The sequence below is a fragment of the Tianxiuia mixotrophica genome (assembly GCF_050596425.1).
GTDB lineage: Bacteria > Bacillota > Clostridia > Peptostreptococcales > Acidaminobacteraceae.
Window position 1 is genome coordinate 4,708,442 of record NZ_CP192292.1, and the last position, 24,064, is coordinate 4,732,505.

The window sequence follows — 24,064 nt, forward strand, 5'->3', positions numbered from 1 at the left end:
TTGAATCTTTCATCGAATGGTGTTTTAATTATCCTCTACTGTTTATATAGGGCCTTCTAATATGTCTTAGTAAACAATGTATCCTGATGTTTGGGCAGGCAGGCTCATTGTCATAAACTGCGGTGAAGCCACATGGATGTAAGCACCCACTTCAACGTCTGTATTGTAGTATGTGTAGGCTTGTGATGTATGAATCACTGTCATGTTCATATAGTCTGTTGAACCTTTTTCATCAGCAATGGTTATGGTCTTTGTCCCTGTTTCATCATAACTAATGTCTGTCACATACCCTGAATGAATAACAGCTTCATGGTCAGTCAAAATTAATGATCCACTCTCCACTTGTACACCAATGCCCAGTATTTCCACTAAAAATTCAGCCGGCACATAAGTGTAACCATCAATAATAATTGGTTCAGCGCTTAGGGGTTGTGGCGCCATTCTGTTTTTAAAATAGGCATTTTCACCAATTTTAATAGATGTCCACTGGGCACCTTTTTGAATGTCAACAGATCGTGTTTCAGAGTTCCAAGTCACTTCATACCCAAGGGCAGTCAGTGTGGAACTTAGGGGCACCATTGTTATATCCCCATACATTTCAATGCCAAAGTCCCCCACTTGTTCTTCATTGTAAAGGACCACACGGTTTTCTTCATCAATTTCAATTTTTCCGTCCATAATTTGGTCTTTATCATTATTTTCATTTAACTTGCCATCTGCTATGGTCACGATTTTGTCTTCTTCTACAAAGAGTTTGTCGCCATTCTTGTAAACCATAATATCTAGGGTCTTAGCAGTAGACTCGTCCCAGCTCTGACCATACTTAAACTGAATTGTTGACACACCCTCTTCAAGGGCCTTAAATGTGAAAGTGGCTTTGCCACCCGTTCCTGGCATGGCATCTGCTGGCATTATAAGGTCTTGGCTTAGAAAGTCAACTTGCTTTTCATCACGCACTTCAAAATCCCAGCTATAACCTGTGGATGGATTGCTATCAAGTATAATTGTAAATGCATCCTTTACAATGTTCACCGTAAAAGGCACAGATGCATCTTCATATAATACTGGGACCGCCACGACATTCACATCCTCATCCACTTCTGTTATAGGGGCTGATATTAAGACTGGAGTCACCTGCGTGTCTGCAAAACTCCCGATACTTGATAATGACATAAGACCTACCAAAATGGCTCCTAATCTTGCTCTAACTTGTCTGTTCATAATTTCCTCCTAATATACCTTGCTTTTATACGTGTATTATTATTTTTTCATTGAGTTATTACTGCCTAGTAAAAGGAAGTTTCACTTCTTTATATACCCTATAAGAGAGCGAAAAGTTAACATATCATTTTGCCTTACACTAGCTTAGACGGACTGGAGAACAAAAAGTTCCCGATATTCGAAAGAAATCTTATATTTTTTCCGAAATTCACTTGTTTTTGTGACACCAAGCTCGCTTTATAACTTGTCTGTGGATAATTTCAATATTTTTTTTATTCATCCACAATTTATTCTGCTTTTTCACAAGTATGGTCTTAAGATTAAAAAGAATGGATCACCCCTGTCATACCAAATACCCCTACCACTTCCCTAAAATCTTCCCCACGCACATATCACCTTCTGGTTTAAACACACAAAAACAGATGCCAACAAGTCGTCAGCATCTGTTTATAAAATAGATCTTTAATTTTTAAAAGGCTATCTTCCTTTAAGACTATCTTTATTTAAGGGTATTCTTTTAAATAGCTACTCGCTTTTATCACCACTACCCCTTGAATAAATGGCATGACACAAAGTGGCCAGGTGCAATTTCTTCAAGTTGCGGTTCCTGATTTCGGCATATGTCCTGGGCATGGTTGCATCTGTTTGCAAATCGGCAAACCGGCTCAGGATTAATTGGTGATGTGATTTCCCCTTTTAATATGATCTTTTCCATTTTCCGATCAAGGGATGGTCTTGGAATGGCTGAAAGCAGGGCCTTTGTATAAGGATGGACAGGGTTGTCAAAAAGAGCCTCTGCCGGTGCCTTTTCAATAAGCTTGCCTAAATACATAACCGCTATGTCATCAGAAAAATGGTTCACAACTGATAAATCATGGGTGATGAAAATATAGGTTAGTCCCAATTTCTTTTGAAGTTCATTCATGAGGTTGAGTATCTGGGCCTGAATGGAAACATCCAGGGCTGATACCGGCTCATCACACACTATAAACTTGGTGTTCAGCGCAAGGGCCCTTGCAATACCGATCCTTTGTCGTCTGCCACCATCCAGTTCATGAGGGTAGGTGTTGATCATTCGCCTTGATAGACCAACAAGATCCATCAATTCTAAAACCCGTTCAAACCTTTTCGTCTTATCAGGAATCAGCTTATTCAGTTTAATGGGTTCCTCGATAATTTCAGACACGGTCATCCTTGGATCAAGTGAGGAGAAGGGATCCTGAAAAATAATTTGAAGCTCCTTGCGCAAGTCCCGCATTTGATCCTTGTTTAGATCTCGAATGTTTTGGCCTTCATATATAATTTCTCCGTCTGTGGCTTCAAGAAGCCTGAGAATAACACGCCCCGTTGTCGACTTTCCACAGCCTGACTCGCCTACAATGCCTAGGGTCTTCCCCTTTTCAATGGCAAAGCTGACATCATCAACGGCATGGAGCTGACCATTTGGCGTATCAAAGTATTTCTTTAAATTCTTCACTTCCAGTAGTACATCTGACATGTCTAATCCTCCTTTCAATACGCCTAGCCCCTCAGTGCAAAATCCTTGTTTTCACTGTATAAATGACACTCTGTAAAATGGGTCTCAGAGAAATAGACTTTTTCAGGCTTTTTTGTTTTGCAAAGAGCCATGGCATAGTTGCATCTGTCACAGAAAGAACAACCCTCTGGCAAATTGTATGGATCAGACATGAGTCCCTTAATAGGAATCAATTCTGATTTTCTGTCATCTATATTGGGAATGGAGTTAAAAAGCCCTTCTGTATAGGGGTGCTTTGTTCTTCTAAAAATATCTTCCAAATTGCCCTGTTCCACAACACGACCGGCATACATTATGGCAACATCGTCACAGACCTCTGCAACAACACCCAGGTCATGGGTAATCATAATCATGGCCATTTCAAACTTTTCTTTAAGGGCCTTCATCAGTTCAAGAACCTGGGCCTGTATGGTCACGTCTAGGGCTGTTGTAGGCTCATCTGCTATAAGGAGCTGAGGTGAACAGGACAAGGCAATGGCAATAATCACACGCTGCTTCATACCGCCTGAGAATTGGTGGGGATACTCCCCAAGACGCGCCCCTGGAATACCGACCATTTCGAGCATTTCTTTGGCCTTTTCCTTGGCCTCTTCCTGGGACACCTTTTGGTGAATAAGAATGGCTTCTGCAATTTGGTCCCCCACAGTAATAACAGGATTAAGGGCCGTCATTGGATCCTGAAAAATCATGGAGACCTGGGCCCCACGGATTTTTTCAAGTTGTTTTTCTGAAGCGCTCATCACATCGAGGCCATTTAGGCTTATGCTCCCCTTAATGATTTTTCCTGGCGGAGACTGAATAAGCTGCATAATGGACCGGGCTGTGGTCGTCTTGCCTGCACCGGTTTCTCCTACAAGTCCTAGGGTTCTACCCTTTTCAAGTTCTATATCAATACCATTGACAGCCTCAACAACACCTTCGTCTGTATGATACTGCACTGTCAAATCTTTTATGTTCAGTACTTTTTCACTCACGCCAAGCCTCCTATTTCAACTTCGGATCCAGTGCGTCACGCAGACCACCCCCAATAAGGTTTAGGGATAGAACTGTTAAAACAATGGCCAACCCCGGATACATGACAATATACATTTGATCACGGATATACTGACGTCCCCCTGCAAGCATAGAGCCCCATTCTGGGGTTGGTGGTTGAACACCAAGTCCAATAAAGCTTAGGGACGCCGTCGCCATAATGGCTGTTGCCACCTTCAAGGTTGCATATACAATAATGGGCGCCATGGAATTGGGCAGGACATGCTTTAATATAATAATATAGTCTTTTGCGCCAATGGCCTTGGCCGCCTCAATAAACTCCTGATCCTTAACACTTAAGACAGATGCCCTGACAATACGAGCAAATCCCGGTATATTGGATATGCCTACGGCAATCATGAGGTTGATCATGCTTGCCCCCAGAGATGCAACTATGGTGATGGCAAGGAGTATGGTGGGCACAGCCAGTATGACATCGAGCACACGCATAATCACATTGTCAATTTTACCCCCGTAATAGCCTGCAATAGCGCCTAGAAATCCGCCTATGGACAGGGCAATGGATACGGAAATAATCCCAACAAACAATGAAATTCTTGTCCCGTAAACCACACGAGCGAAAATATCACGGCCAAATTCATCTGTACCGAATATATGGTCTGCACTTGGTCCTTGCAGTCTCTCCATAACGTTGATTTTCAGGGCCTGCCCTTCATAATCAGCTATAACTGGTGCGAAGAGAGCCATGCCAAGAAATATGGCAACAAGGACAATACCAAGAACAGCCGTTTTGCTACGCTTGAGTCTTTTCCAGACATCAGCAGACTGACTTCTCTTTTTCGTTTTCAGCAGTTCCTCTGCTGAAAGCGCTTCTACTTTTGCACTCATGACGTCCCCTCCTTACTTATAGCTCGCTTTAATTCTCGGATCGATAAATGAATAGAGAATATCTATGAGCAGGTTAACTAGGCTAAATGAAACCGCAAAGATGATAATACATCCTAGAATCATTGGTGTGTCTTTTCTTTGAATGGACTCAACCATCAGTCGACCAATTCCCGGCCAAGAAAAGACCGTTTCAGTTAAAACTGCACCACCAAGAAGAACCCCAAATTCTAGACCTATAACTGTTATGGCAGGAATGAGGGCGTTTTTAAGGGCATGCTTACGAATCACAATGTTTCGGCTCACACCCTTTGCCTTGGCTGTGTCAATATAGTCTTGACGGATAACCTCAAGCATGGAGGATCGGGTTGTCCTTGTAATAGAGGCCGTTGATGCAATGGCCAGTGTAAAGGCTGGCAGTATTAAACTCATGATGCCCTCCATCCCACCGGATGGGAACCATCCTAAGTTCAATGAAAAAGCAATGATGAGGATAAGCCCCACCCAAAAGGATGGCATGGAAATACCAACCAAGGCCACAATCATGCCAACGTTGTCAAAAAGAGAATACTGACGTGTGGCAGATATGACACCAATAGGAATGGAAATAAGTACAGATAATATAATGGCGCTAATTGTGAGCTTAAGCGTGTTTGGAAATCTTTGTCCAATTTCACCGCTCACAGCTTTTCCTGTGGAGTAAGATGTGCCCATGTCTCCAGATAGTAAGTCTTTCATATAGCTGCCGTACTGAACAACAACAGGATCATTAAGACCCATTTCCTCACGAAGATTGATGATGGCTTCTTCTGTGGCGCCATTTCCAAGAATCATAGTCGCCGGATCTCCAGGCGTTAGGCTGATAATGAAAAAAACTAGAAATGTGACACCAATCAGTACAGGAACCATGAGTAAGAGTCTTCTTAAAATATACTTAGACATTTTGCCTCCAGTCCTTTCTAAACTATGCGACTGCCTCCATAAACCTTGCTAAAAATTACAAAACATCCATAAAGGGATAAAGTGCTCCAGCCTGGATTACAGACTGGAACACATTACCTTTCGCATCTGTTACAAAATGATGTGTCTTTAGTAAGAAATTTTTTCTATATTCCATAAGCCCTGTGGACTCAACTCAACGCCAGATAGACCTGAATTGGCACCCACTAGGTTGTTCTTAGTAAACAGTGGCACAAGCGGTGCTTGTTCCATTGTGTAAGCATGAAGTTCGTTGTAGATATTTACACGTTTTTCCATGTCCATTTCCACACGACCTGACATAATCAGTTCATCAACTTTTTCATCTTCAATGCGTGTGAAGTTCATGCCTCCAACACTGCCTGAATAGTAAAGCGGTGTTAAAGTTGAATCTGGGTCTGGGTTTGATGTCCAGCCCATAACAAAAGCTTGACCGTTTCCAGCCATAAGTTCGTCAATGTATGTACCCCACTCAAGCATTTCAATTGTTGCCGTGATGCCCACTTCCATTAAATTGGCCTGAATGACCTCTGCCATTCGCTTTCTCTGGTCACCTGATGCCCAAAGAGTGAGTTCAAAACCATCTGGGTATCCCGCTTCTGCAAGCAGTTCCTTAGCTTTTTCTGGATCATACTTGTATTCAGATGCCTTGTAACCAAGCATAGATGGTGCAAGGATTGATTCTGTTGCAACACCTGTGCCATCGATGGCAACCATCATAACCGCTTGCTTGTCAACAGCGTAATTAAATGCCTGGCGAACCAGTTTGTTGTCAAACGGCGCCATTTGTGTGTTCATGCCAAGATAATCAATTCTTGTAGATGCTGATGAATACATTGTTAAATCTGATGCATCTTCCACCTTGCTCACATCATTTGACGGCAGTTCGTCAACGACATCAACCTCACCTGTTTCAAGGGCAATTGTTCTTGATGTTCCCTCTGGAATGACCTTAAATGTAATTGTGTCCATTTGACCCATGTTGTCTGCATCAAAGTAGTTTTCATTTTTCTTAAGGGTGATCTTGTCACCTGATACCCACTCAACAAATGTGTAAGGTCCAGATCCAACAGGATTTGAGAATTCATCCCCTGATTCCACATAAGCTTCCGGTACAATAGACGCACCAGCGTGAACGAGGGTATAAAGGAATGGTGCAAAAGCTGTCTTTGTTGTGATTTTTACAGTGTAATCATCCACAACTTCAATGGACTCAACCTCAGCCAGAACGTGCTGAACCTTTGGCATTGTCTGAGATCTTTCCAGTGAATACTTCACATCAGAAGCCTTCATTTCCGTACCATCATGGAATTTTACGCCTTCCTTGATTTTAATGACCCACTCTGTTGGTGATGGTTGCTCCCAGCTTTCTGCCAGATCAGCTTCCACTTCAAAATCTGTATTTAGTCTGAACAGACGGTTAAAAAGCAGGAAGGATACCTTTTCTGATTTGGTATCGTTGTGTCCCTGCGGATCAAGCGATGTGATATCTGCTGCTAGAGCAATTTTAAGTTCATCCTTAGACACAGGTTCTGTGCCCTCAGAAGAACCTTCAGAGCTTGCGCCTTGATCACCGCTTGGAGTGTCTTCAGCTGGTGCAGAACATCCAGCCAGAGACCCTAGAACCAGTGCCATGACCATAAGTAATGATAAAAACTTTTTCATGATTGTCTCCTCTCCTATTTGTCCCAGTCTATCTGGAACTTTTTAATCTGATCTATATCAAAGGTTCCCCCTTTAATATCACTGTATAAAATTGTAATTATAAGACATCTAAGGCATGCATCTTCAAGAGGTCCAATTTGAACATCCCCTTAATTTCATTAAATCAAGCGATCCATTTAAGTAAAATTCAGGGCCAGTTCAACAAGTATTTTCTCCAGGTCATAAAGGGACTGTATGTCCACATACTCACCGTCACCATGCCAAGCGTCTCCCTTGGGTCCCATTTCAATGGCTGGTATACCTTGGGCTGCGAAAAACCTGGCGTCTGATCCACCGTGTTGACCGACAATTTGAAGGTCGTGGTCAGGCACTACTTTTTTTATGGCACTTTTTAGTTTTTCAATATAGGCATGTGTTGGCTGAACTAGGACACCTGGCTCCATATTTACAACATGAACACTTCCAGAAACAACATCTTTTACAGCTTTAATAATTTCATGCGGGTCCACATGGGGCACATATCTGATATCAAGTCCCATCACACAAGATGCCGGCACCCTGTTGTAAATATCGCCCCCTTTAATCAAGGCTAAATTCACAGTGGAGCATTTGTAAAAGGCACTGCCTTCTTCCAGAATGGGCAGTTTTTCGATGGCCATGAAATCCCTAAAGGCATTTACGATGGCGTTGTCCCCTTCCCAGGGTCTTGACCCATGCGCGGCAAGGCCACTTGTTGAAACGTCCATCTTAATCATGCCTTTTGACTGAATCGACGGCTGTAATTGCGTGGGCTCTGTACAAATAACAAAGTCTCCAGTATAGCCGTTTTCCGCCAAGTACTTAGAGCAATTAAAGCCCCCGGTTTCTTCATCTGTTACCAATTGAAGCATGACTCGGCACCCCAAATCACCTTCCACTTCTTTTAACTTTAGAATGGCCCCCATCATGGCAGCACATCCGCTTTTCATGTCGGCTGTTCCACGTCCATAGAGTTTTCCGTCCTCTTCATAGGGGATAAACTGGTGAGGCTTTCCAGAAACCACATCCAAATGACCATTGAGAACCAGGGTTCTTTCACCTTTTCCAATTGTGGTGACATAACTCTTATAGCCTTCATTTTCAAGGACTTGTCCCTGTATGCCTCGGGACTGTAAAAACGCAAAGGCATAATCTATAAGTTGATTGGCCGCCTCAGTCACCGATGAATCGACCTCCACCAGTGCTTTCAGTAAACTCAGTGAGTCCATTTGTTAAACCTCATTTCAAATACTTGTCAAACCAAGATGACAGTTCTTCATACCTTTTTCTTTTCGACCTTGGTCTTCCGCAAGTGACAAGACCATGATTCTCACCTTCATATAAACACAAGCGGGTCTCAACCCCCAATTGACTCAGAGCAGAATACATGTTGAGAGACTCTGTATAATGACACCTAAAGTCATCTTTTCCATGATTAAAAAGAGTGGGTGTCTTCACATACTGGACATTCATGATTGGTGAAATATCGACAAATGATTTTGTACTTTTCCACGGATTACAACGGCAAGCAGAATACTCAACAGCAAACTTATAGCCAATATCTGATGAAGTGAGTGCTGTCAACATGTTGCTGATGCCTCTTTCAGATACTGCGGCCCTGAATCTGTCCGTTTGGGTGATAATATGATTGGTCATATAACCACCATAAGATCCGCCAGTCACGCCCATGCGCATGTTATCTATATCTGGATAGATTTGAAGGGCTTTGTCGACAAATGCCATGAGTTGTTTATAAGGCAAGTCACAAAAGTTTCCTCGAATATCAGCAAAGGCATTTCCCCTGCCATCACTCCCCATGGGGTTGGCATAGAGAACGTAATAGCCTTTGGCACTTAGAAGCTGTATATCAAAGGAAAAAACGTCGGAATAAATCATTTTAGGTCCACCATGAATCATTAAAACAGCGGGCTTTTTTTGATCCTTTTCACTGTATTCTGTTTTATGTGGCGGGCAGACCCAGCCTTTTATAAGGATGCCGTCAACCTTCACTTCTAGAACCTGTGGTTTTGACACACTGTAGGCTTTTAGCCAGTCATTGTGTCTGGTTATCCTTGTTAATTCTCTATTTCTATAACAGTAGATTTCGCTAAGTCCCTCATCTTTAAGCCCCAGTAAAATCACTCGGTCTCTTATCACTGCAAAATTGGAGATGGCCCTTAGCCCTGTATCAATATGTTCAGTCCGCCCGCTGGTATCTATGGATGCAATCAGCTGTCTATCTTCTCCAACACGGAGAAAATAGTAGCGGTCCTTGGTCTTGTAGTCTCCTGGCCCTTTAGTAAATAAGCAATCTGTGACCACCACTGGTCTTTCATTGCTCATATCCACAAAGTCTCCATGGCCCATAACCTCACCTGATGACAGGTTTATTCTATGGACCTGCTGGTTGTCATTTCGGTTGTTCCTATCTAAATCAACCCCCATAAAATACAGGGTCTCAGGATTGATAGACTTAATCGCGTCAATCCTGTACTGGCCTCTTGTGAACATTTGCATTTGCTCAGTCTTAATATCATATGTAAAAACACTGGATGAGATGGGCTTTTGCCTTGATGATTTAAAGGCCGTCATTACAATTTGACTGCTCTTGAAATCATAATCAATGAGATTAATGTCCATCTCAAGGTCCGTTATCACTTGAATTTTACGACCTTCATAATCCGAAGAGAAAAGACCTGTAATGGTTTTGCCAACCACCCCGCGCCCTTCAATATAAAAAGGAGAGCGACTGCTGCATTCCATAGAAACATCTTCTTTATCAGCCTTTATAGGGGCTGTAAAATAGAGCTTGTCCCCACATCCAACACTTTCAGCCAAAAATGGAATCTCACAAACCTTTTTTAGTTGCCCCTTTTCTGGGTGATATGCGTAAAAGGCCGTGCTATCTTCATATAAATACTTAAAAAGAATGAATTCGTCCTTGAAATAATAGTCTTGCGGAGACTTCTCCAGAGGAATCAATCAGGTGGTATAATCCGCGAGATCAATAAGGAAAACTCGTTTATCGTAGACATTCTTTTCATAGTTGAGTGTATTCACAAAATAGAGTCCAAAAGTTTCACTCGGGTGTATTTTTAAATTTGTCAGGATTTGATTTGATAAAAAGTCATCTAAGTCTATGGTCTGCGTCATTTTTTCACCTCTATGCCATATAGTTGCAATAACGATGCCAAATGTTACGCATATGAAATAAAATTGTTTCGTGATTTTAAAACATTGAGGTATAATGGGAGCAAGATTTTTGAGGAAATGAGGTAGGAAAATGAAATCTATTGCGGTTGTCACAGATTCTAAAATGCGAAATGGCCGGCCCAGCCATGTGGGCAATATACTTAAGGCAAATATAATAGAGGTATTTGGCGATACCATTCACGTTGAAAATTACTACATAGATGAGTTAACCCCAGAAACGGCCATTGAAGAGGATCTGGTTCTCATTATGGCTGGGTCAAGGGCCATTAAACTCAGGGACCATGTCACAGATCCAAAAAACATAGTCCTGGCCCGCAGAACCTTTTTAAAACATGGTCTTGAACAGCTTTACAAGCTTCCAGAAAACTCAGATGTCCTGGTTGTGAATGACAACATCGAAACCGTGCTTGACTGTGTCTCAGCCCTTTACAATATTGGCATCAAACATGTTAATTTGATTGCTTATGAACCGGGTAAGGATTACAGACATATTAAACATGCCATTTCCCCTTCTGAAATGGACCTGATTCCACCCTATATTGAAAATGTTTACAACCTGGATGACAGGGTTGTTGACATCCCAACCATGCTGGTAATTATGGGGCGTCTGGGGATTGATAACAAGGACATCCAGCAGAAACTCTACACCTACTACCAGAAAATTTTCAGTGTCAACGAGTCGGTAACAGACAACTACAACAACCTGCTGACTCGAACAGAAGAGCTTGACTATATGCTTGATTTAAGCCACGACGGAATCGTTCTAACCGATCCCTCAGGAGAAATTTTGGTTCACAATAAAAAATTCAACGAAATGTTCAAGCTTGAGGGAAGTTTGCTGGGGCAGGCCCTTCACCAAGTGGTTAATGATGTTGACTTGACTGCCTATTACAAGTCTGATTACTTTAATGAGCTTATTAGTTTTGACAACAGACACCTCAGCCTTGAGAAGAAAAACATCGTTCACTTTAATAAGGAAAAGAGAATGTATTTCTCTTTTCAAGAGGTGACCTATATAAAGAAACTAGAACAAAATCTTACCAAGAAACTCCGCCAGAAGGGACAGATTGCAAAGTACGACTTCAATGACATTGTGACAGCTTCAAAACAGATGAAGGACATTATCGAGCGCAGTCATCGCATCGCTAAAACAGATTTAACGGTTCTTATAACCGGTGAGTCGGGTACGGGAAAAGAAGTCTTGGCCCAGGCCATTCACAACGCTTCTGATAGGTGCCACCAGCCCTTTATTGCCATCAATGGTGCCGCCATTCCTGATAGCCTCCTTGAAAGCGAGCTCTTCGGGTATGTGAGTGGTTCTTTTACAAGGGCCCTTAAACAAGGGAAAAAAGGCCTTTTTGAAATGGCCAATAATGGGACGATTTTTTTAGACGAGATTGGCGATATGCCCATGCACCTTCAATCAAAACTTCTTCGTGTTCTTCAGGAGAGGCAAATCACCCCCATTGGGTCTGACCGCATTATAGACATTGACGTTCGAGTCATTGCCGCAACCCACAAAAACCCCTTGGAACTTATTGAAGTTGGGGCTTTTAGAAAGGATTTATTTTATAGACTCAATGTCTTTCCAATTAACCTGCCACCTCTTCGAAAGCGCATTGATGACATTCCCCTTCTTCTGGACGCCTTCACAAACCATAAGTTTGAAATAAGTGAGGAATGTCGTTGCAGGATCATGGGCTACAAATGGCCTGGCAATATTCGAGAATTGCACAACGTTGCCAACTACGTTTCAACCGTTGAAACATCAAATATAATGGACACGCACTCCCTGCCCCAGTACATCATTGACCAGACCGGCATATGCATGATAGAGAGCCGTACAGATATAAAGTTTGATGACAAGGCAGCCATTGAGGCTTTATCAGATTTTGACTTGAGTCTACAGGTTTTAGCCACCATCTCCTTTCTCAATGAGATTAAAAAGACGGCAGGTCGAAAGCATATTCTCGAAATCTTGCAAAAGAATGATATTTTCATACAAGAAAGCACTCTAAGAAGAATTCTCATGACCCTGAGTGACCGGCAACTTATTGTTATAAAAAAAGGACGCAGTGGAAGTCACATTACCCCAAAAGGAGAGCGGTTCTTGTTAGAAAATAATTAACAGGTTTATAAATAGGTGAATGAATAGGTATAGCTTCCTATTTATTCACCTGTTTTTTATTGCTCTTTATTCGTCCCAAGATTAGTCCCTAGTAAATTTCACTTGTTTTAGGACCCTACTTTTTTTCAAAACGCCTGCTTCAACCGAATATAAAAAGGAGGATTCTTGCAATTTCTTGTCTATTTTCTGCATTGTTCACAATTCGTTTGCAAGTTTCTCATGAAATTTATATAAAACATTCATAGATTATTAATATTTCTTCGGTACAATGAATTCAAGTTAAACAACTTTGGAAGAAAAATAGAAATGAGTGAACATAATGAAGTTCAGTTTCGGAAAATTACTTTTGATATTTACTATTATTCCATTTGTGGAACTGTCGATTTTACTTGAAATTGCTGCAAGAACGTCCACCATGACAGCCCTAGGCATTATACTATTGACCGGTGTTGTTGGGGCCTACTTTGCAAAAGATCAAGGTCGACGGGTTATATATAACATTCAGTCTGAACTCAACAGGGGCACTATGCCAGGAAATGAACTCCTGCATGGCCTTTGTGTCTTAATCGGCGGTGTGCTTTTACTGACACCGGGTATATTGACTGACTTATTTGGATTTAGCCTTCTCTTTCCAGCCACACGAACAGGCTATATTGAGCTTATGAAAGGCTATATCAGCAAGAATTTTAGAACAGGCAATGTTCATGTATACACGTCTCAGTCCCACGATCACAATACATTTAGATAAGCTTGCTTTTACCCCTTGTAGGTGTACTGATCCTCCCCCCCTTGACAATCAGTCCCTACCCTTAAAATAGAAAGTCATATCAGACGACGCATCTGGTATGCAAAGAGGCTAAAGAGCCCCCCAATCTTTTTAGTCCTAACACAACAACAAAAACAAGGCAGATGATAACCCTTTCGGTTTTCATCTGCCTTGTTTTTTTGCTGTATAAAGTTCTCATCTTAATACAAACCATTTAAAAGAGATTAATGAAAAAAGGCGCCATGATAACAGTGAGTATGCCTGCTATTGGTATGGCCACTGCACTCATTGCGCCAACCTCTTCGTCCATTTCAATGGCTTTTGACGTCCCAATAACATGGGCTGATGTGCCCAGGGCAATGCCACAAGCTGTTTTATCATCAATTTTCAAAAGCTTTAGAAGGCTCGGTCCAATAAGAGCCCCCAAAATGCCTGTAATAATAATGGCAGCAATGGCAAGGGGCACAATTCCGCCCACTTGCTTTGTGACCTCTATACCTATGGGTGTTGTTATGGACTTGCTCATGAGGGATGCTTTCAGGTCTTGAGAGAGACCAAGCATCCGGCTCATAACAACCACGGATAGAAGGGACAGAACAACGCCACCACCAATTCCGATCATGACAGCCTTTAAATTTTTCATTAGAATTTCATAGTGATAATACAGGGGAATGGCAAGGGCCACCGTGGCAGGCTTAACTAAAAGCGTGATCCAGTCTCCGCCAACATCGTAGGCTTCCAGTGGAATCCTAAAGGTGGATAAAATACCTATAATCATTACTATGGAGACCAAAAGTGGATTGGCTATGGCTATTTCTGACCTGCGCCTAAAAGCATCCGCTAGTATGTAAACGGCAACTGTAAGAACCACGCCAAACAAGGGGCTATTATAGACCACTATACTCACCCGCTTTCTTCTTAAACATCTGTACAAGCCACCCACTAACCCCCATGACAAGGACTGTGCTGACCACAATTATAACCAAGAAGGGGATGGCCTCTTTTTTTAAAACATCGAAGTAAGCCATAATGCCCACACCTAAGGGGACAAACATAACGGGCAAAATAGATAATAAATAATTTCCAGTCTCTTCAACGGCATGGATTTTTATGAGTTCAAGTTTTAAAAATATAAAAAGAGCCAACATGCCCAGTATACTTCCCGGGAAGGGAATATTTAAGAGCGTCACCAAGACCTCTGCACAATATGTAAACACCAGTATAATCGCCAACTGTCCAATGTGTTTCATTTCATCACCAACCTTTTCGCTTCAAATATTACCCGATTGCCCTTGGGGCATCAAGACAATTTTTTCAAAAAACCTTGTCCTCTATGATGAAAACCTTTTTTTGTTTTTAAATCTCTGTTAATAGTGTTTATTTCCTGTTAAGTCCCCCATAGAATTAACATTTGCCTTATATGCTTTGGGTGTAATCTCAGATTAGAACAAGTAAGAAAGAAATAGAAAAAAAACGATGTGCATCATAAACAATGTGTCAAAGAAAAGGCTTTTAAGGAGTGATTCCTATGAATTTCATGATAAGTTTATTTAGAATAAAAAATATGGCTGAACCCGCAATTGTACTTGGTCAGCTCGACCAGCTCGACCCAGAAAATCGCCTCAAGGGCATTGAAGTCAACGCAGACCTTGATGATCCCATAGAAGTGGAGCGCCTATATGCATATGGTCACCTCTTAAAGGCCCGGCATAAGAAACTGCAAATTCATTCCCCCCACGGGTTTTCCAGACTTTATAATGAAACAAGTGTCCTAGATAAATACTTGTCCATTTATGCAGATTTGGCAAAAGAACTGCAAACATGCCTTTCCATTACCATTCATCCTGTCGAATCCGATCAAAAAGAAAAAGCAAGGTTTCACACCCTTAAACTTATAACGCGACTTATAAGCATTTGAGAATTACAGGGCTATGACCTTACATTTACACTTGAAAATTTGAATATGAGTCGGCACCGACTAGATACAGAAGGCATTCAACCCCTTGTTGAGGGATCAAATGTAAACTTCTGCTGGGATATTGGCCATGAAGTCTTTGAAGACCAGTGTACCTATAGCTTGGATGATAGTCTTTTTGATAAACTCAACAACATTCATATTCATGATATAAACCAGACAGACCACCACCCCTTTATACACGGAAAAACAGATTATGTCCGTGCTGTGTCCTACTTGGCCACAAAGGGATACAAAGGTTCTGTGGTGGTTGAAATCAATACGGATTATCTGGCGGGTGACACATGGGGCCAAAAGTACACAGATTATATGAGACAGCTCTATACGGTTTCAGATATTTACAAGAGCCTGACACGGTCTCGCGAACAGGTTATTTAAAGGATCAAGACAGGCTTACTTTAACCGGTCAGTCACTATGCTGACCCTGTAAAACACCAACCCCTCTACTAATAATTCACAAAATGTGTTCCCGGGGCAAAAAATATATGCACCCATATGGATAGGATGGGCAAACACTCTCTTTATAAATCTTTAAACCTTTTGAGGGACAATATTGTTTTTTTCTTCTAAAAAAGACTGGCCTTTTACTGCTTTTTCAGCAAAAGGCCAGTCTTCTTTTTTTATGATTTCACTTTTTGAGCCTAACTTAAAAGGGTGTATCCCTCTTCTTGAAGGCGCTTTTCGTGCTCAATTAGACCATTCACTATGATATTAATATGATCATTAAACTCCATGCCCAAGTCTTCCATTGACGACATGAGTTCATCTCGGTCCACTGCTCTTGCAAAAGCCTTGTCTTTCATTTTCTTTTTAACAGATTTTCCTTTTAGCCCCTCTAACTTTGTAGGGCGCATAAGAGCCACCGCTATAATAAAACTTGCCATTTCATCCACAGCATGAAGATGGACTGAACCCTTTAGAGTAGATACTATACTGGCTCATTAAGCTGCACGATTTCTAACAACAACTGGAGCAGTAGTGCTCTTCAGCTGTATTCGTTCATTGTTATAAAAATTGATATATTCATCAATCTCAATGGCCACTGAGTTAGTCATCATATTGCTGGTATCTGATAACCACTCAATCTTTAGTGTTGAAAAGAAGCTTTCTATTGGTGAATTATCAATAGGTGTTCCCGGCCGAGACATCGAAGGTTCAATTCTATTATCATTAAGAAATACATGATACTCATGAGAGGTGTATTGCGAACCCATGTCACTGTGCAAGATAGTTACATTATCCTGCCTTTTGTGCTTTAAGGCTTGAGAGACTGTTGAAATCACTATGGGTGTCTTTGAGTTTTTTGCATAGGAGTAACCAAGAATGCTACCATCATATAAATCTTTCAATGCGGATAAGTATAGGATACCATCTTTGCATTTAAATTGCGTTATATCGGTTGACCATTTCTCATTTTTACGTGTACTGTTAAATTGTCTTTTCAGTTTATTTTCATATTTATGAATACAGTCTTTAGAGTGAGTTATATTTCTACTTCTTCGTATAATTGAGCAAAGTGAAAATTTGTTCATAATCCTTAAGACAGACTTATGGTTTATTTTAATCCTCATGACTTTGTTCAGCCAAATTGTTATTCGACGATAACCATATGAAAACTTTATTTTCTCTTGATATTCCTTGATTAGTTTCGCAATATACTTATCCCGTTTTGTACGCTTGCTTTCTGGATGCTTAAGCCATTTATAGTATCCACTTGATGAAACACCAAGAATCCTACACAAGTTGCTTACCGTGTACTTATGACGTAGTTGCTGAATTACCTTATATTTTAATCTTGCGGATCCCACCTTTCTAATTCTTTTTGAAAAACCTCAAGTACTTCCATTTGCATCTTTATTTCATTGAGCATCATCTGTTTTGCGGGCTGCACTTTAGTCTCTGGTTTTCCATTAATATTATTAGGCATTGGATCTGCGCCAGTTTCTTTACGATATGAACGTAGCCAACTCTGTATGGTTGTTCTGCCGATTCCAAATTCTTTTGCAAGAACTCTCGTTGAATACCCCTGGTTTAAATGTAAATCTAAAATTTCGTTACGTTGTATAATAGTAAATCTCCTTGCCATTATAAAACTCCTTTGCTTTTAGTAATATTATAAATGGCTCATTATAGATGTCTACTAAACAGGGGGCACTTCAAAGAACCTTGCGTTCCATTAAGTCTCTTGGAACAGAGCCGTCATACCCATGGGACAGGATAGAATCAATAAATTCCTTGTCTAAATCTGTACCAGTAAGCAGTTCTGGTGCTTTAGCTGGGTGAACTTCTGGATATTTTTCGAAGTCAATATCATGAAGGAGTCCTAAATTGCCCCATCTTTCTTCATCGGCATCAAAATGCTTGGCGTAAGCGATCATAGCGGCTTCCACCGCCAAAGAATGTCTGAAAACACGGTCTGTTTTCACATGCTCTTTAAGAAGTTCCAGCGCTTCACTTCGTTTCATAATAGCCTCCTAATCTCAGAAAAGACTCTTTCTATTTACGTCTTTCCCATTCCAGATTGTCAAAATTATCTGTCTACTCTATGACAATTATAATAATAATTTCCCCTTTGGTATAGGGTTTTAAAAAAATCTTTTATTAATATGCAGTCTCTTCGTCTTTCTATTTGCTTTTTCAACTTTTTATGAGCCACCTAAAGTAATTATTTATCCATTTCAAATTATTGACTTCATTGGAGTTAAGGTTTAAAATACACTTAAAACAACCCTTAACGAAAGTGGTGATTTTAATGGGTCAATCTACACATTTTATGAAATTAAAGCAAATCAATGTCGACATGGTCAAGGAAGCCCTTAAAACTTCCGGTCACAGCACAAAGATGAGTCTTTCTCGTGAAACGGGGCTCAGTGTTGCAACATGTGGCAACATTCTCAGTGAACTTCTTATCACAGGTGAGGTTCTTGAAATAGAACAAGAAGCTTCAACCGGTGGGCGTCCAGCTCGGCGGTTTGTATACAATGAAAATTTCGCTTCAGTGGCCTCTGTCTATTTTAGAAAAGAAGGAGACACCGACTATATGGTTTGTGTTGTTTCCAATTTACTCGGAAATCCCATTTTCGAAAAGCAGATAGAGGAAAATGGACTTTCTATGGAAACAATTGAAAACACAATTGACACCCTGGTTTCCGACTTTCCAAATCTTCGTGTCTTAACCTTGGGCATACCTGGTGTTGTCCATCAAGGGGCCATAGGCTACTCGCATTTTGAATCCCTTGCTTACTATCCTTTAGAAGAAAAGCTCATGGATAAGTATGACCTACTTGTTACTGCCGAAAATGATATGAATGCCACGGCAGTCGGGTATTACAACAGTTACGCCAAAGACAAGCCGGAAAGTCTGGCTTATTTGTACTATCCTAAGGACGGTATTTCTGGTGCAGGCATTATTGTAAATGGACGAATTGTTAAGGGACATTCCAATTTTGCAGGAGAAATTTCATTTATACCTCTAGGGCTGTCGCACTCTGAGCAGAAAAAAATCCAACAGGATGCCCATGCGTTTTCAGACTTTGTCTGTCGAACAGTTGCAACAGTCAATGGCATTATTAACCCTCAAAAAGTGGTTCTTTGCGGTTATTATTTTAAAGACCCATTCATAGACAAATTAGAGCATAGACTTAAAACATATATTTCTGAAAAGCACATGCCTGAACTCATATTTGAAACGGATGTTCATAAGAGTTATCTAAAGGGTCTCACCCACATTGCCCTAGAGCAATTAAAATGCAACATTGAAATTGTTGAAAAATAGATCAGGCGCTTGCAAAATTATAGATCTATACCCTTGTCATATATAGAACTTTTAATTCATAAATATCTATATATGCCACAACAAGGATGATTGAATGTTATTTTGCAAGTCGCTCAAATATTAAAAGAGCAGTGACTTGATCGTAAATACGGACAAGTCACTGCTCTTTATCTTACGGGAACAACCTATGCTTTTTTAACGTATATTGACTTTAAACTCATGGCACCAAAACCATCAATTTTACAGTCAATGTCATGGTCGCTGTCATGAACAAGTCTGATGTTCTTGACCTTTGTTCCGATTTTTACAACCGATGAGCTTCCCTTGACTTTTAAATCCTTAATCACTGTGACCGTATCACCATCATTAAGAATATTGCCGTTGGCATCTTTAATAGCGTTTGCTTCTTCAGCAGCGGCATCTGCCTCTGGTGACCATTCATGGGCACACTCAGGGCAAACCATTAGGTTGCCATCATGATACGTATATTCTGAATTACATTTAGGACAGTTAGGCATTTCTTGCATATTGCTACCTCCATTCATTTTTACCGTGTTATAGGTTATCACACCCCAAAAGTAATATCAATGCAATAAAGTGTTTAATTTTGCATTTTCCTTCATTTTCCACTTTTCACTTTATTTCATTTGATCCTCTCTAAAGATTCCCCTCGTTTTCCTACGAAAATGATAGATTCGTTGTATATTATTAACAATATTGAATTTTTCTATGCATCCATCTTTTGTTATGAATTTTCTAAATTCACACGAAATATCTCCACAATATTTTGATAATAATTTATCAATGATAAAACATTGCCAAAACAGCAACCGGGCTATTTGGGCATATGTTTATATCTCCATAAAATATACAGCTTTACCCATTTGTTTACTTAAACTGTAAATAAAGACTGTACTTTATGGCTTTCTGTCCATGTTTAACGAAAACGAAACAATATCAGGAAAACGGTTGTCCACCCACTTTTTATCCTCTAGAATTATAAGTGTCGAAACTGAATAAGGTGTGAATGATTGATGTTGGAGAAATTCTATGATTTTAGAATTACCGTAGGAGAAAGGCTTTGATTTGCTAGATCATGGCTGAAGCTCTCAGGTCTAATACAGTATCATGACACACCCCTGGAGAGACTCTTAAGAGCATCGACGAAGCAACTCGATTTGATCGGGGAAACTTTCAGATAAAAGGACAGGGTAAAATTAGCGGCAAAAGGAGAAGTGTGTGCATGCTGGTTTTATAGCTGTCTATTTTTATGCCCAAAATCTGATAAGATCCCCTCTGAATCAGTCTGGTTGTGCTTACGTATCGCGAGCGTAAGGGACGGGCTACTGGTTATCATAAGGAGGTCACTCACAATGAACACAGAATCACTTTTGGCTTTTTTGGACAAGGTCAACGGCATCCTTTGGGGGCCCTTGATGCTATTCTTCCTTCTTGGCACAGGCGTTCTCTTTACTTTTAAACTTCGGTTTTTACAGGTTACCAAACTCGGTATCGCCTTCAAGCAAATATTTAGCACTGACCGATCAGACAGCGATGCTGAGGGGATGTCCCCCTTCCAGTCTCTATCCACTGCCATTGCAGCTCAAGTGGGGACAGGCAACCTGGCAGGTGTCGCCACTGCCATTGCAGTTGGTGGTCCAGGCTCAATTTTTTGGATGTGGATCAGTGGTTTCTTTGGAATGGGAACCATATTTGCTGAAGCTGTTTTAGCACAGCTCTTTAATGAAGAACGCGATGGAGAACTCACTGGTGGTCCAGCGTATTATATTCGAAATGGACTTAATAATAAATTTTTAGCTGGATTCTTTGCCATTTCTATCGTCCTTGCCCTAGGTATTATGGGAAATATGGTACAGTCAAACTCAATTGCAGCCGCAGTTAAAAACGTTGTCCCGATCCCAAGTTTGGCCCTTGGCATCATTATCGCTGCCCTGGCGGCCATGGTTCTAGTTGGTGGTGTGTCACGTATTGGCGCTTTTACAGAAAAAGTTGTTCCATTCATGGCAGCCTTTTATATTCTTGGAGGTATAATAATTGTTGCTCTAAATGCCGACCAGCTTATACCGGCCTTGAAAATGATCGTTTACGGCGCTTTTAATCCTCAAGCGGCAACAGGTGGTTTTATTGGTGCCACTGTCAAAGAAACCGTACGCTATGGTATTGCCCGTGGATTGTTTTCAAATGAAGCTGGTATGGGGTCTACTCCCCACGCCCATGCGGTTGCAAAGGTCAAGCACCCTGTCCAGCAGGGAATGGTTTCTATACTTGGTGTCATTGTTGATACAGGTGTTGTTTGTACAATCACGGCGCTTGTCATTCTGACAACAGGTGCTTTTGAAACCGGGTTGACTGGTGCGGAGCTAACTCAAGAAGGTTTCCGTCTAGGTTTTAGCTTCATGGGAGACTTCGGAACCAGCTTTATAGCTGTTTGCCTCTTCTTCTTTGCTTTTTCAACAATTATTGGGTGGTACTTCTTTGGGGAACAAAACATCAAGTACCTCTTTGGGTCAAGAGGGATTCTAGGATATAGAATGGTCGTTCTCGCTGGCATAATTATTGGTCCGCTCCTTGATGTGGAACTCGTTTGGAGCCTAGCAGACTCATTCAATGCCCTCATGGTTGTTCCCAACCTGATCGCCCTTGTAGGCCTTACAGGATTGGTTGTAAAATCTCTTAACGACTTTATTGACACTTACGAAAAAGGCACCGTATCTAAAAAAGCAAGCTAGACCGTTCGTGAATATGACCCAACTTTTCATATTCATTGTTGAGCGACTTGCAAATCATCATTCAAGCCCCCTCGTCCTACCATATATAAACATTTGAAATCAACAGTTCTATATATGCAGGTCGAAGGCATAGATCTATAATTTTGCAAGCGCCTGATATAATGAAAAGATGAGCTCATTTCTCCCTTGAGCTCATCTTTTCTTATCTTGAATGCATTTAATTTTGAAGATTTAAGTCATTATAGACCCTACTGAACGCGTTCAACTGGACCGGTCATCATCATTTGATTGACCAGTTTTTCGAAAACACCAAACAAGCTGTCATCAAACTTCACTGATTCTTCTCTTAATATTCCCATGGCCTCTTTCCAACCATATGCAGGCCTATAGCACCTGTTTTCCGTAAGGGCATCAAACTTATCAACAAGACTGATCACTTGGGCTGGGAAAGGAATATCATTTCCCTTTAAACCATAGTAACCCCGACCGTTGTAATCTTCGTGATGGTATAATACCCATGACGAAAAGGCTGACATAGATGGATGATCGTTGGCAATACAGTAACTTAGCCAAGAATGCATCTTAATGACTTCATACTCTACTTCCGAGAGAGGTTCTTCCTTATTATAGACCCGTGGGTCCGTACAGATCTTGCCGACGTCATGCCATTCACAGGCCATTCTAATTTGCGTTAAGACATCTGAAGAAAATCCAAGTTCAGCCCCCAATATTTGAGAGAGTTCCGACACACGACTGCTGTGTACAATCACTTCATTAAAAACGCCGTCTAAAGAATGGATGTCATATTCTAAATTTGGATGTTTTTCCTTTAAAATAACCTTGGCTCGGTGCATAAATTCATCGACGTCCACCTTGCCGTGGATAATATAAAGCACATCCAGGGAGGCTGTTAAAAACACCTCATCATAAATACGACTTATGCCCGTGACTGTAGCGTGCAAATCCTCAAATTCTTCTTCTGTAAAGGCTGCATGGTTTCGCATATCAAGACGGACAAGCCCCATCGGGGTATGCTGTCTAAAAGACTTTGACAATAAACTCGATAAAGACTTTGAGGCCTTCTTTAAAAGCTGAATGTCACTTGTTGAATGGGTGATTCTATCCCGTCCACACTGCTTGGAAACATATAGCGCTTCATCGGCCAGGGCCACTAAGTTTGTATATGTGGCCACCTTACATGAATCTCCCACAGTGCTTATGCCCGCACTAACCGTGTATCCCGTCTCTTCTTTAAAACGACTGCACGCTTCATAGGCAATTTATGGGCATGGTCTTTCCCACCATAGGCACGAATAATGAATTCCTCACCACCATATTTAAAGGCCACACTATCATTTTTTTTAGATACATCCGTTAATATGTTTGCAAACCCTATCAGTATTTTGTCCCCATAGGGATGGCCCTTGGTGTCATTGACTTGTTTAAAATGATCAATGTCAAACATGATTATGCTCTCACCTAGCGCCGGCATGGATGTGGCTTCAATATTAGAAAAGTATGACCTATTATAAATTCCTGTTAAGGGATCTAACACAGCCATTTCCTTAAACTCTTCCACAAGACATGCGCTTTTTAAATAAACACTCACCTGGGTGCTTATTATTTGCAAAAAAATAATTTTACTCTTATTGATTTCACAGCTTCGCGCCCAATAGCACACAAGAAATCCATAAGTGTCCTTCCCAATTCCAAGCCTGATTAAGATTGCAGATCCATCACTTAAGGCAGTCATTTCTGACTTTGACAAATCGTCAACAACGAGAATATCCTCTACATTGTCATCAAGTGTTTCAAAATCAAAATGCTCATACAAATCATTGGAGTTGCTCAAATGTCTCCACTTTTCATCGAAAACCACTTGGCTGTAACTGGCTCCAAATACCCCCTTAACGCTGTCTTCAAGCACATTCATAACCATATGGGGTTCAATATCAGACCCTATGTACTTGGACACATCAAAAAGTGTTTCCAGCATCCCCAGATCATTGTTTGTCTCATCTAGCTTTGCCTGCATTTTTGCAAAGGCTTCAGAAACACTGATCATAGATTGTATGGCATTCTCTATTTCCCTGCCAACCGTATACATGTTATCCTCCGTCCACACCACACCATTTTCCTAGATTGCCTGTGAAATACGAA

The 24,064-nt window shown here is 41.0% G+C and carries 22 protein-coding genes, 1 pseudogene and 1 riboswitch; of the genes and pseudogenes, 6 read left to right on the top strand and 17 right to left on the bottom strand.

Annotated features, from left to right (window positions below; all coding sequences use genetic code 11):
- Window positions 1-66: 66 nt before the first annotated feature.
- From ACQ4KW_RS20705 to ACQ4KW_RS20740, 8 genes are all read right to left on the bottom strand, one after another.
- Window positions 67-1,221 carry a protease inhibitor I42 family protein gene (locus tag ACQ4KW_RS20705; RefSeq protein WP_430884337.1) on the bottom strand — a complete coding sequence of 385 codons (1,155 nt, stop codon included), beginning with the start codon at window positions 1,219-1,221 and terminating at the stop codon, window positions 67-69.
- A 544-nt stretch (window positions 1,222-1,765) separates the two neighbouring features.
- Window positions 1,766-2,719, bottom strand: a complete 954-nt coding sequence (locus ACQ4KW_RS20710) for an ABC transporter ATP-binding protein (RefSeq protein ID WP_430884338.1) — start codon at window positions 2,717-2,719, stop codon at window positions 1,766-1,768.
- 23 nt (window positions 2,720-2,742) lie between these two features.
- A complete protein-coding gene (locus ACQ4KW_RS20715; protein ID WP_430884339.1) occupies window positions 2,743-3,732 on the bottom strand; it encodes an ABC transporter ATP-binding protein in 990 nt (329 codons plus the stop codon).
- 10 nt (window positions 3,733-3,742) lie between these two features.
- A complete protein-coding gene (locus ACQ4KW_RS20720) occupies window positions 3,743-4,639 on the bottom strand; it encodes an ABC transporter permease (RefSeq protein WP_430884340.1) in 897 nt (298 codons plus the stop codon).
- A gap of 12 nt (window positions 4,640-4,651) precedes the next feature.
- On the bottom strand, window positions 4,652-5,578 hold the full coding sequence (gene nikB, locus ACQ4KW_RS20725) for a nickel ABC transporter permease (protein WP_430884341.1): 927 nt from the start codon (window positions 5,576-5,578) through the stop codon (window positions 4,652-4,654).
- A gap of 147 nt (window positions 5,579-5,725) precedes the next feature.
- Window positions 5,726-7,279: an ABC transporter substrate-binding protein gene (locus ACQ4KW_RS20730; RefSeq protein WP_430884342.1), complete on the bottom strand. Its 1,554-nt coding sequence runs from the start codon at window positions 7,277-7,279 to the stop codon at window positions 5,726-5,728.
- Between the two features lie 176 nt (window positions 7,280-7,455).
- On the bottom strand, window positions 7,456-8,526 hold the full coding sequence (locus tag ACQ4KW_RS20735; protein ID WP_430884343.1) for a M20 family metallopeptidase: 1,071 nt from the start codon (window positions 8,524-8,526) through the stop codon (window positions 7,456-7,458).
- Window positions 8,527-8,536: 10 nt separating this feature from the next.
- Window positions 8,537-10,135 (bottom strand): alpha/beta hydrolase family protein, encoded by a 1,599-nt coding sequence (locus ACQ4KW_RS20740; protein WP_430884344.1) that lies wholly within the window; start codon window positions 10,133-10,135, stop codon window positions 8,537-8,539.
- Between the two features lie 445 nt (window positions 10,136-10,580).
- Between ACQ4KW_RS20740 and ACQ4KW_RS20745 the strand changes: the two genes are divergently transcribed.
- On the top strand, window positions 10,581-12,638 hold the full coding sequence (locus tag ACQ4KW_RS20745; protein WP_430884345.1) for a sigma-54 interaction domain-containing protein: 2,058 nt from the start codon (window positions 10,581-10,583) through the stop codon (window positions 12,636-12,638).
- 319 nt (window positions 12,639-12,957) lie between these two features.
- Window positions 12,958-13,386 (top strand): FxsA family protein, encoded by a 429-nt coding sequence (locus tag ACQ4KW_RS20750; protein WP_430884346.1) that lies wholly within the window; start codon window positions 12,958-12,960, stop codon window positions 13,384-13,386.
- A 232-nt stretch (window positions 13,387-13,618) separates the two neighbouring features.
- On the opposite strand, the gene ACQ4KW_RS20755 is transcribed toward ACQ4KW_RS20750, so the two are convergent.
- Both ACQ4KW_RS20755 and ACQ4KW_RS20760 read right to left on the bottom strand, forming a co-directional pair.
- Window positions 13,619-14,302: an LrgB family protein gene (locus ACQ4KW_RS20755; RefSeq protein ID WP_430884347.1), complete on the bottom strand. Its 684-nt coding sequence runs from the start codon at window positions 14,300-14,302 to the stop codon at window positions 13,619-13,621.
- Window positions 14,292-14,654 (bottom strand): CidA/LrgA family protein, encoded by a 363-nt coding sequence (locus ACQ4KW_RS20760; RefSeq protein WP_430884348.1) that lies wholly within the window; start codon window positions 14,652-14,654, stop codon window positions 14,292-14,294. The genes ACQ4KW_RS20755 and ACQ4KW_RS20760 overlap by 11 nt, the downstream gene beginning before the upstream one ends.
- Before the next feature lie 278 nt (window positions 14,655-14,932).
- Between ACQ4KW_RS20760 and ACQ4KW_RS20765 the strand changes: the two genes are divergently transcribed.
- Together ACQ4KW_RS20765 and ACQ4KW_RS20770 are read left to right on the top strand one after the other, a co-directional pair.
- Window positions 14,933-15,322 (top strand): hypothetical protein, encoded by a 390-nt coding sequence (locus ACQ4KW_RS20765; RefSeq protein ID WP_430884349.1) that lies wholly within the window; start codon window positions 14,933-14,935, stop codon window positions 15,320-15,322.
- A gap of 30 nt (window positions 15,323-15,352) precedes the next feature.
- Window positions 15,353-15,757, top strand: a pseudogene (locus ACQ4KW_RS20770) (sugar phosphate isomerase/epimerase family protein); the annotation flags it as partial.
- Window positions 15,758-16,020: 263 nt separating this feature from the next.
- Here the strand turns inward: ACQ4KW_RS20770 and ACQ4KW_RS20775 are convergent.
- The 4 genes from ACQ4KW_RS20775 to ACQ4KW_RS20790 all read right to left on the bottom strand — a co-directional run bounded on the left by ACQ4KW_RS20775 (window position 16,021) and on the right by ACQ4KW_RS20790 (window position 17,844).
- A complete protein-coding gene (locus ACQ4KW_RS20775) occupies window positions 16,021-16,263 on the bottom strand; it encodes a hypothetical protein (RefSeq protein ID WP_430884350.1) in 243 nt (80 codons plus the stop codon).
- Window positions 16,264-16,320: 57 nt separating this feature from the next.
- Window positions 16,321-17,187 carry an IS3 family transposase gene (locus tag ACQ4KW_RS20780; protein WP_430884110.1) on the bottom strand — a complete coding sequence of 289 codons (867 nt, stop codon included), beginning with the start codon at window positions 17,185-17,187 and terminating at the stop codon, window positions 16,321-16,323.
- Window positions 17,169-17,465 carry a helix-turn-helix domain-containing protein gene (locus ACQ4KW_RS20785; RefSeq protein WP_430884109.1) on the bottom strand — a complete coding sequence of 99 codons (297 nt, stop codon included), beginning with the start codon at window positions 17,463-17,465 and terminating at the stop codon, window positions 17,169-17,171. The genes ACQ4KW_RS20780 and ACQ4KW_RS20785 overlap by 19 nt, the downstream gene beginning before the upstream one ends.
- A 70-nt stretch (window positions 17,466-17,535) precedes the next feature.
- The gene (locus tag ACQ4KW_RS20790) at window positions 17,536-17,844 is read right to left on the bottom strand and encodes an HDIG domain-containing metalloprotein (protein ID WP_430884351.1); all 309 of its coding nucleotides are present in this window, start codon (window positions 17,842-17,844) and stop codon (window positions 17,536-17,538) included.
- A 287-nt stretch (window positions 17,845-18,131) separates the two neighbouring features.
- Between ACQ4KW_RS20790 and ACQ4KW_RS20795 the strand changes: the two genes are divergently transcribed.
- Window positions 18,132-19,154 (top strand): ROK family protein, encoded by a 1,023-nt coding sequence (locus tag ACQ4KW_RS20795; RefSeq protein ID WP_430884352.1) that lies wholly within the window; start codon window positions 18,132-18,134, stop codon window positions 19,152-19,154.
- A 185-nt stretch (window positions 19,155-19,339) separates the two neighbouring features.
- Here the strand turns inward: ACQ4KW_RS20795 and ACQ4KW_RS20800 are convergent, their stop codons facing one another.
- Window positions 19,340-19,681, bottom strand: coding sequence for a zinc ribbon domain-containing protein YjdM (locus tag ACQ4KW_RS20800; RefSeq protein WP_430884353.1), 342 nt, complete (start codon window positions 19,679-19,681; stop codon window positions 19,340-19,342).
- 602 nt (window positions 19,682-20,283) lie between these two features.
- Window positions 20,284-20,374: riboswitch (glycine riboswitch) on the top strand.
- Window positions 20,375-20,527: 153 nt separating this feature from the next.
- Between ACQ4KW_RS20800 and ACQ4KW_RS20805 the strand changes: the two genes are divergently transcribed.
- Window positions 20,528-21,904, top strand: a complete 1,377-nt coding sequence (locus tag ACQ4KW_RS20805) for an alanine/glycine:cation symporter family protein (RefSeq protein ID WP_430884354.1) — start codon at window positions 20,528-20,530, stop codon at window positions 21,902-21,904.
- 248 nt (window positions 21,905-22,152) lie between these two features.
- On the opposite strand, the gene ACQ4KW_RS20810 is transcribed toward ACQ4KW_RS20805, so the two are convergent.
- Window positions 22,153-23,115, bottom strand: a complete 963-nt coding sequence (locus ACQ4KW_RS20810) for an HD-GYP domain-containing protein (RefSeq protein WP_430884355.1) — start codon at window positions 23,113-23,115, stop codon at window positions 22,153-22,155.
- 5 nt (window positions 23,116-23,120) lie between these two features.
- Window positions 23,121-24,011 (bottom strand): GGDEF domain-containing protein, encoded by an 891-nt coding sequence (locus ACQ4KW_RS20815; protein ID WP_430884356.1) that lies wholly within the window; start codon window positions 24,009-24,011, stop codon window positions 23,121-23,123.
- Window positions 24,012-24,064 lie beyond the last annotated feature (53 nt).

What these genes read in the sequence shown, in the direction of transcription:
- ACQ4KW_RS20815 (WP_430884356.1), bottom strand. Translation starts at nt 24,011, where the DNA reads ATGTATACGGTTGGCAGGGAAATAGAGAATGCCATACAATCTATGATC.
- ACQ4KW_RS20805 (WP_430884354.1), top strand. Translation starts at nt 20,528, where the DNA reads ATGAACACAGAATCACTTTTGGCTTTTTTGGACAAGGTCAACGGCATC.
- ACQ4KW_RS20745 (WP_430884345.1), top strand. Translation starts at nt 10,581, where the DNA reads ATGAAATCTATTGCGGTTGTCACAGATTCTAAAATGCGAAATGGCCGG.
- ACQ4KW_RS20760 (WP_430884348.1), bottom strand. Translation starts at nt 14,654, where the DNA reads ATGAAACACATTGGACAGTTGGCGATTATACTGGTGTTTACATATTGT.
- ACQ4KW_RS20775 (WP_430884350.1), bottom strand. Translation starts at nt 16,263, where the DNA reads ATGGCAAGTTTTATTATAGCGGTGGCTCTTATGCGCCCTACAAAGTTA.
- ACQ4KW_RS20795 (WP_430884352.1), top strand. Translation starts at nt 18,132, where the DNA reads ATGGGTCAATCTACACATTTTATGAAATTAAAGCAAATCAATGTCGAC.
- ACQ4KW_RS20750 (WP_430884346.1), top strand. Translation starts at nt 12,958, where the DNA reads ATGAAGTTCAGTTTCGGAAAATTACTTTTGATATTTACTATTATTCCA.
- ACQ4KW_RS20800 (WP_430884353.1), bottom strand. Translation starts at nt 19,681, where the DNA reads ATGCAAGAAATGCCTAACTGTCCTAAATGTAATTCAGAATATACGTAT.
- ACQ4KW_RS20720 (WP_430884340.1), bottom strand. Translation starts at nt 4,639, where the DNA reads ATGAGTGCAAAAGTAGAAGCGCTTTCAGCAGAGGAACTGCTGAAAACG.
- ACQ4KW_RS20710 (WP_430884338.1), bottom strand. Translation starts at nt 2,719, where the DNA reads ATGTCAGATGTACTACTGGAAGTGAAGAATTTAAAGAAATACTTTGAT.
- nikB (WP_430884341.1), bottom strand. Translation starts at nt 5,578, where the DNA reads ATGTCTAAGTATATTTTAAGAAGACTCTTACTCATGGTTCCTGTACTG.
- ACQ4KW_RS20785 (WP_430884109.1), bottom strand. Translation starts at nt 17,465, where the DNA reads ATGGCAAGGAGATTTACTATTATACAACGTAACGAAATTTTAGATTTA.
- ACQ4KW_RS20735 (WP_430884343.1), bottom strand. Translation starts at nt 8,526, where the DNA reads ATGGACTCACTGAGTTTACTGAAAGCACTGGTGGAGGTCGATTCATCG.
- ACQ4KW_RS20765 (WP_430884349.1), top strand. Translation starts at nt 14,933, where the DNA reads ATGAATTTCATGATAAGTTTATTTAGAATAAAAAATATGGCTGAACCC.
- ACQ4KW_RS20730 (WP_430884342.1), bottom strand. Translation starts at nt 7,279, where the DNA reads ATGAAAAAGTTTTTATCATTACTTATGGTCATGGCACTGGTTCTAGGG.
- ACQ4KW_RS20705 (WP_430884337.1), bottom strand. Translation starts at nt 1,221, where the DNA reads ATGAACAGACAAGTTAGAGCAAGATTAGGAGCCATTTTGGTAGGTCTT.
- ACQ4KW_RS20790 (WP_430884351.1), bottom strand. Translation starts at nt 17,844, where the DNA reads ATGAAACGAAGTGAAGCGCTGGAACTTCTTAAAGAGCATGTGAAAACA.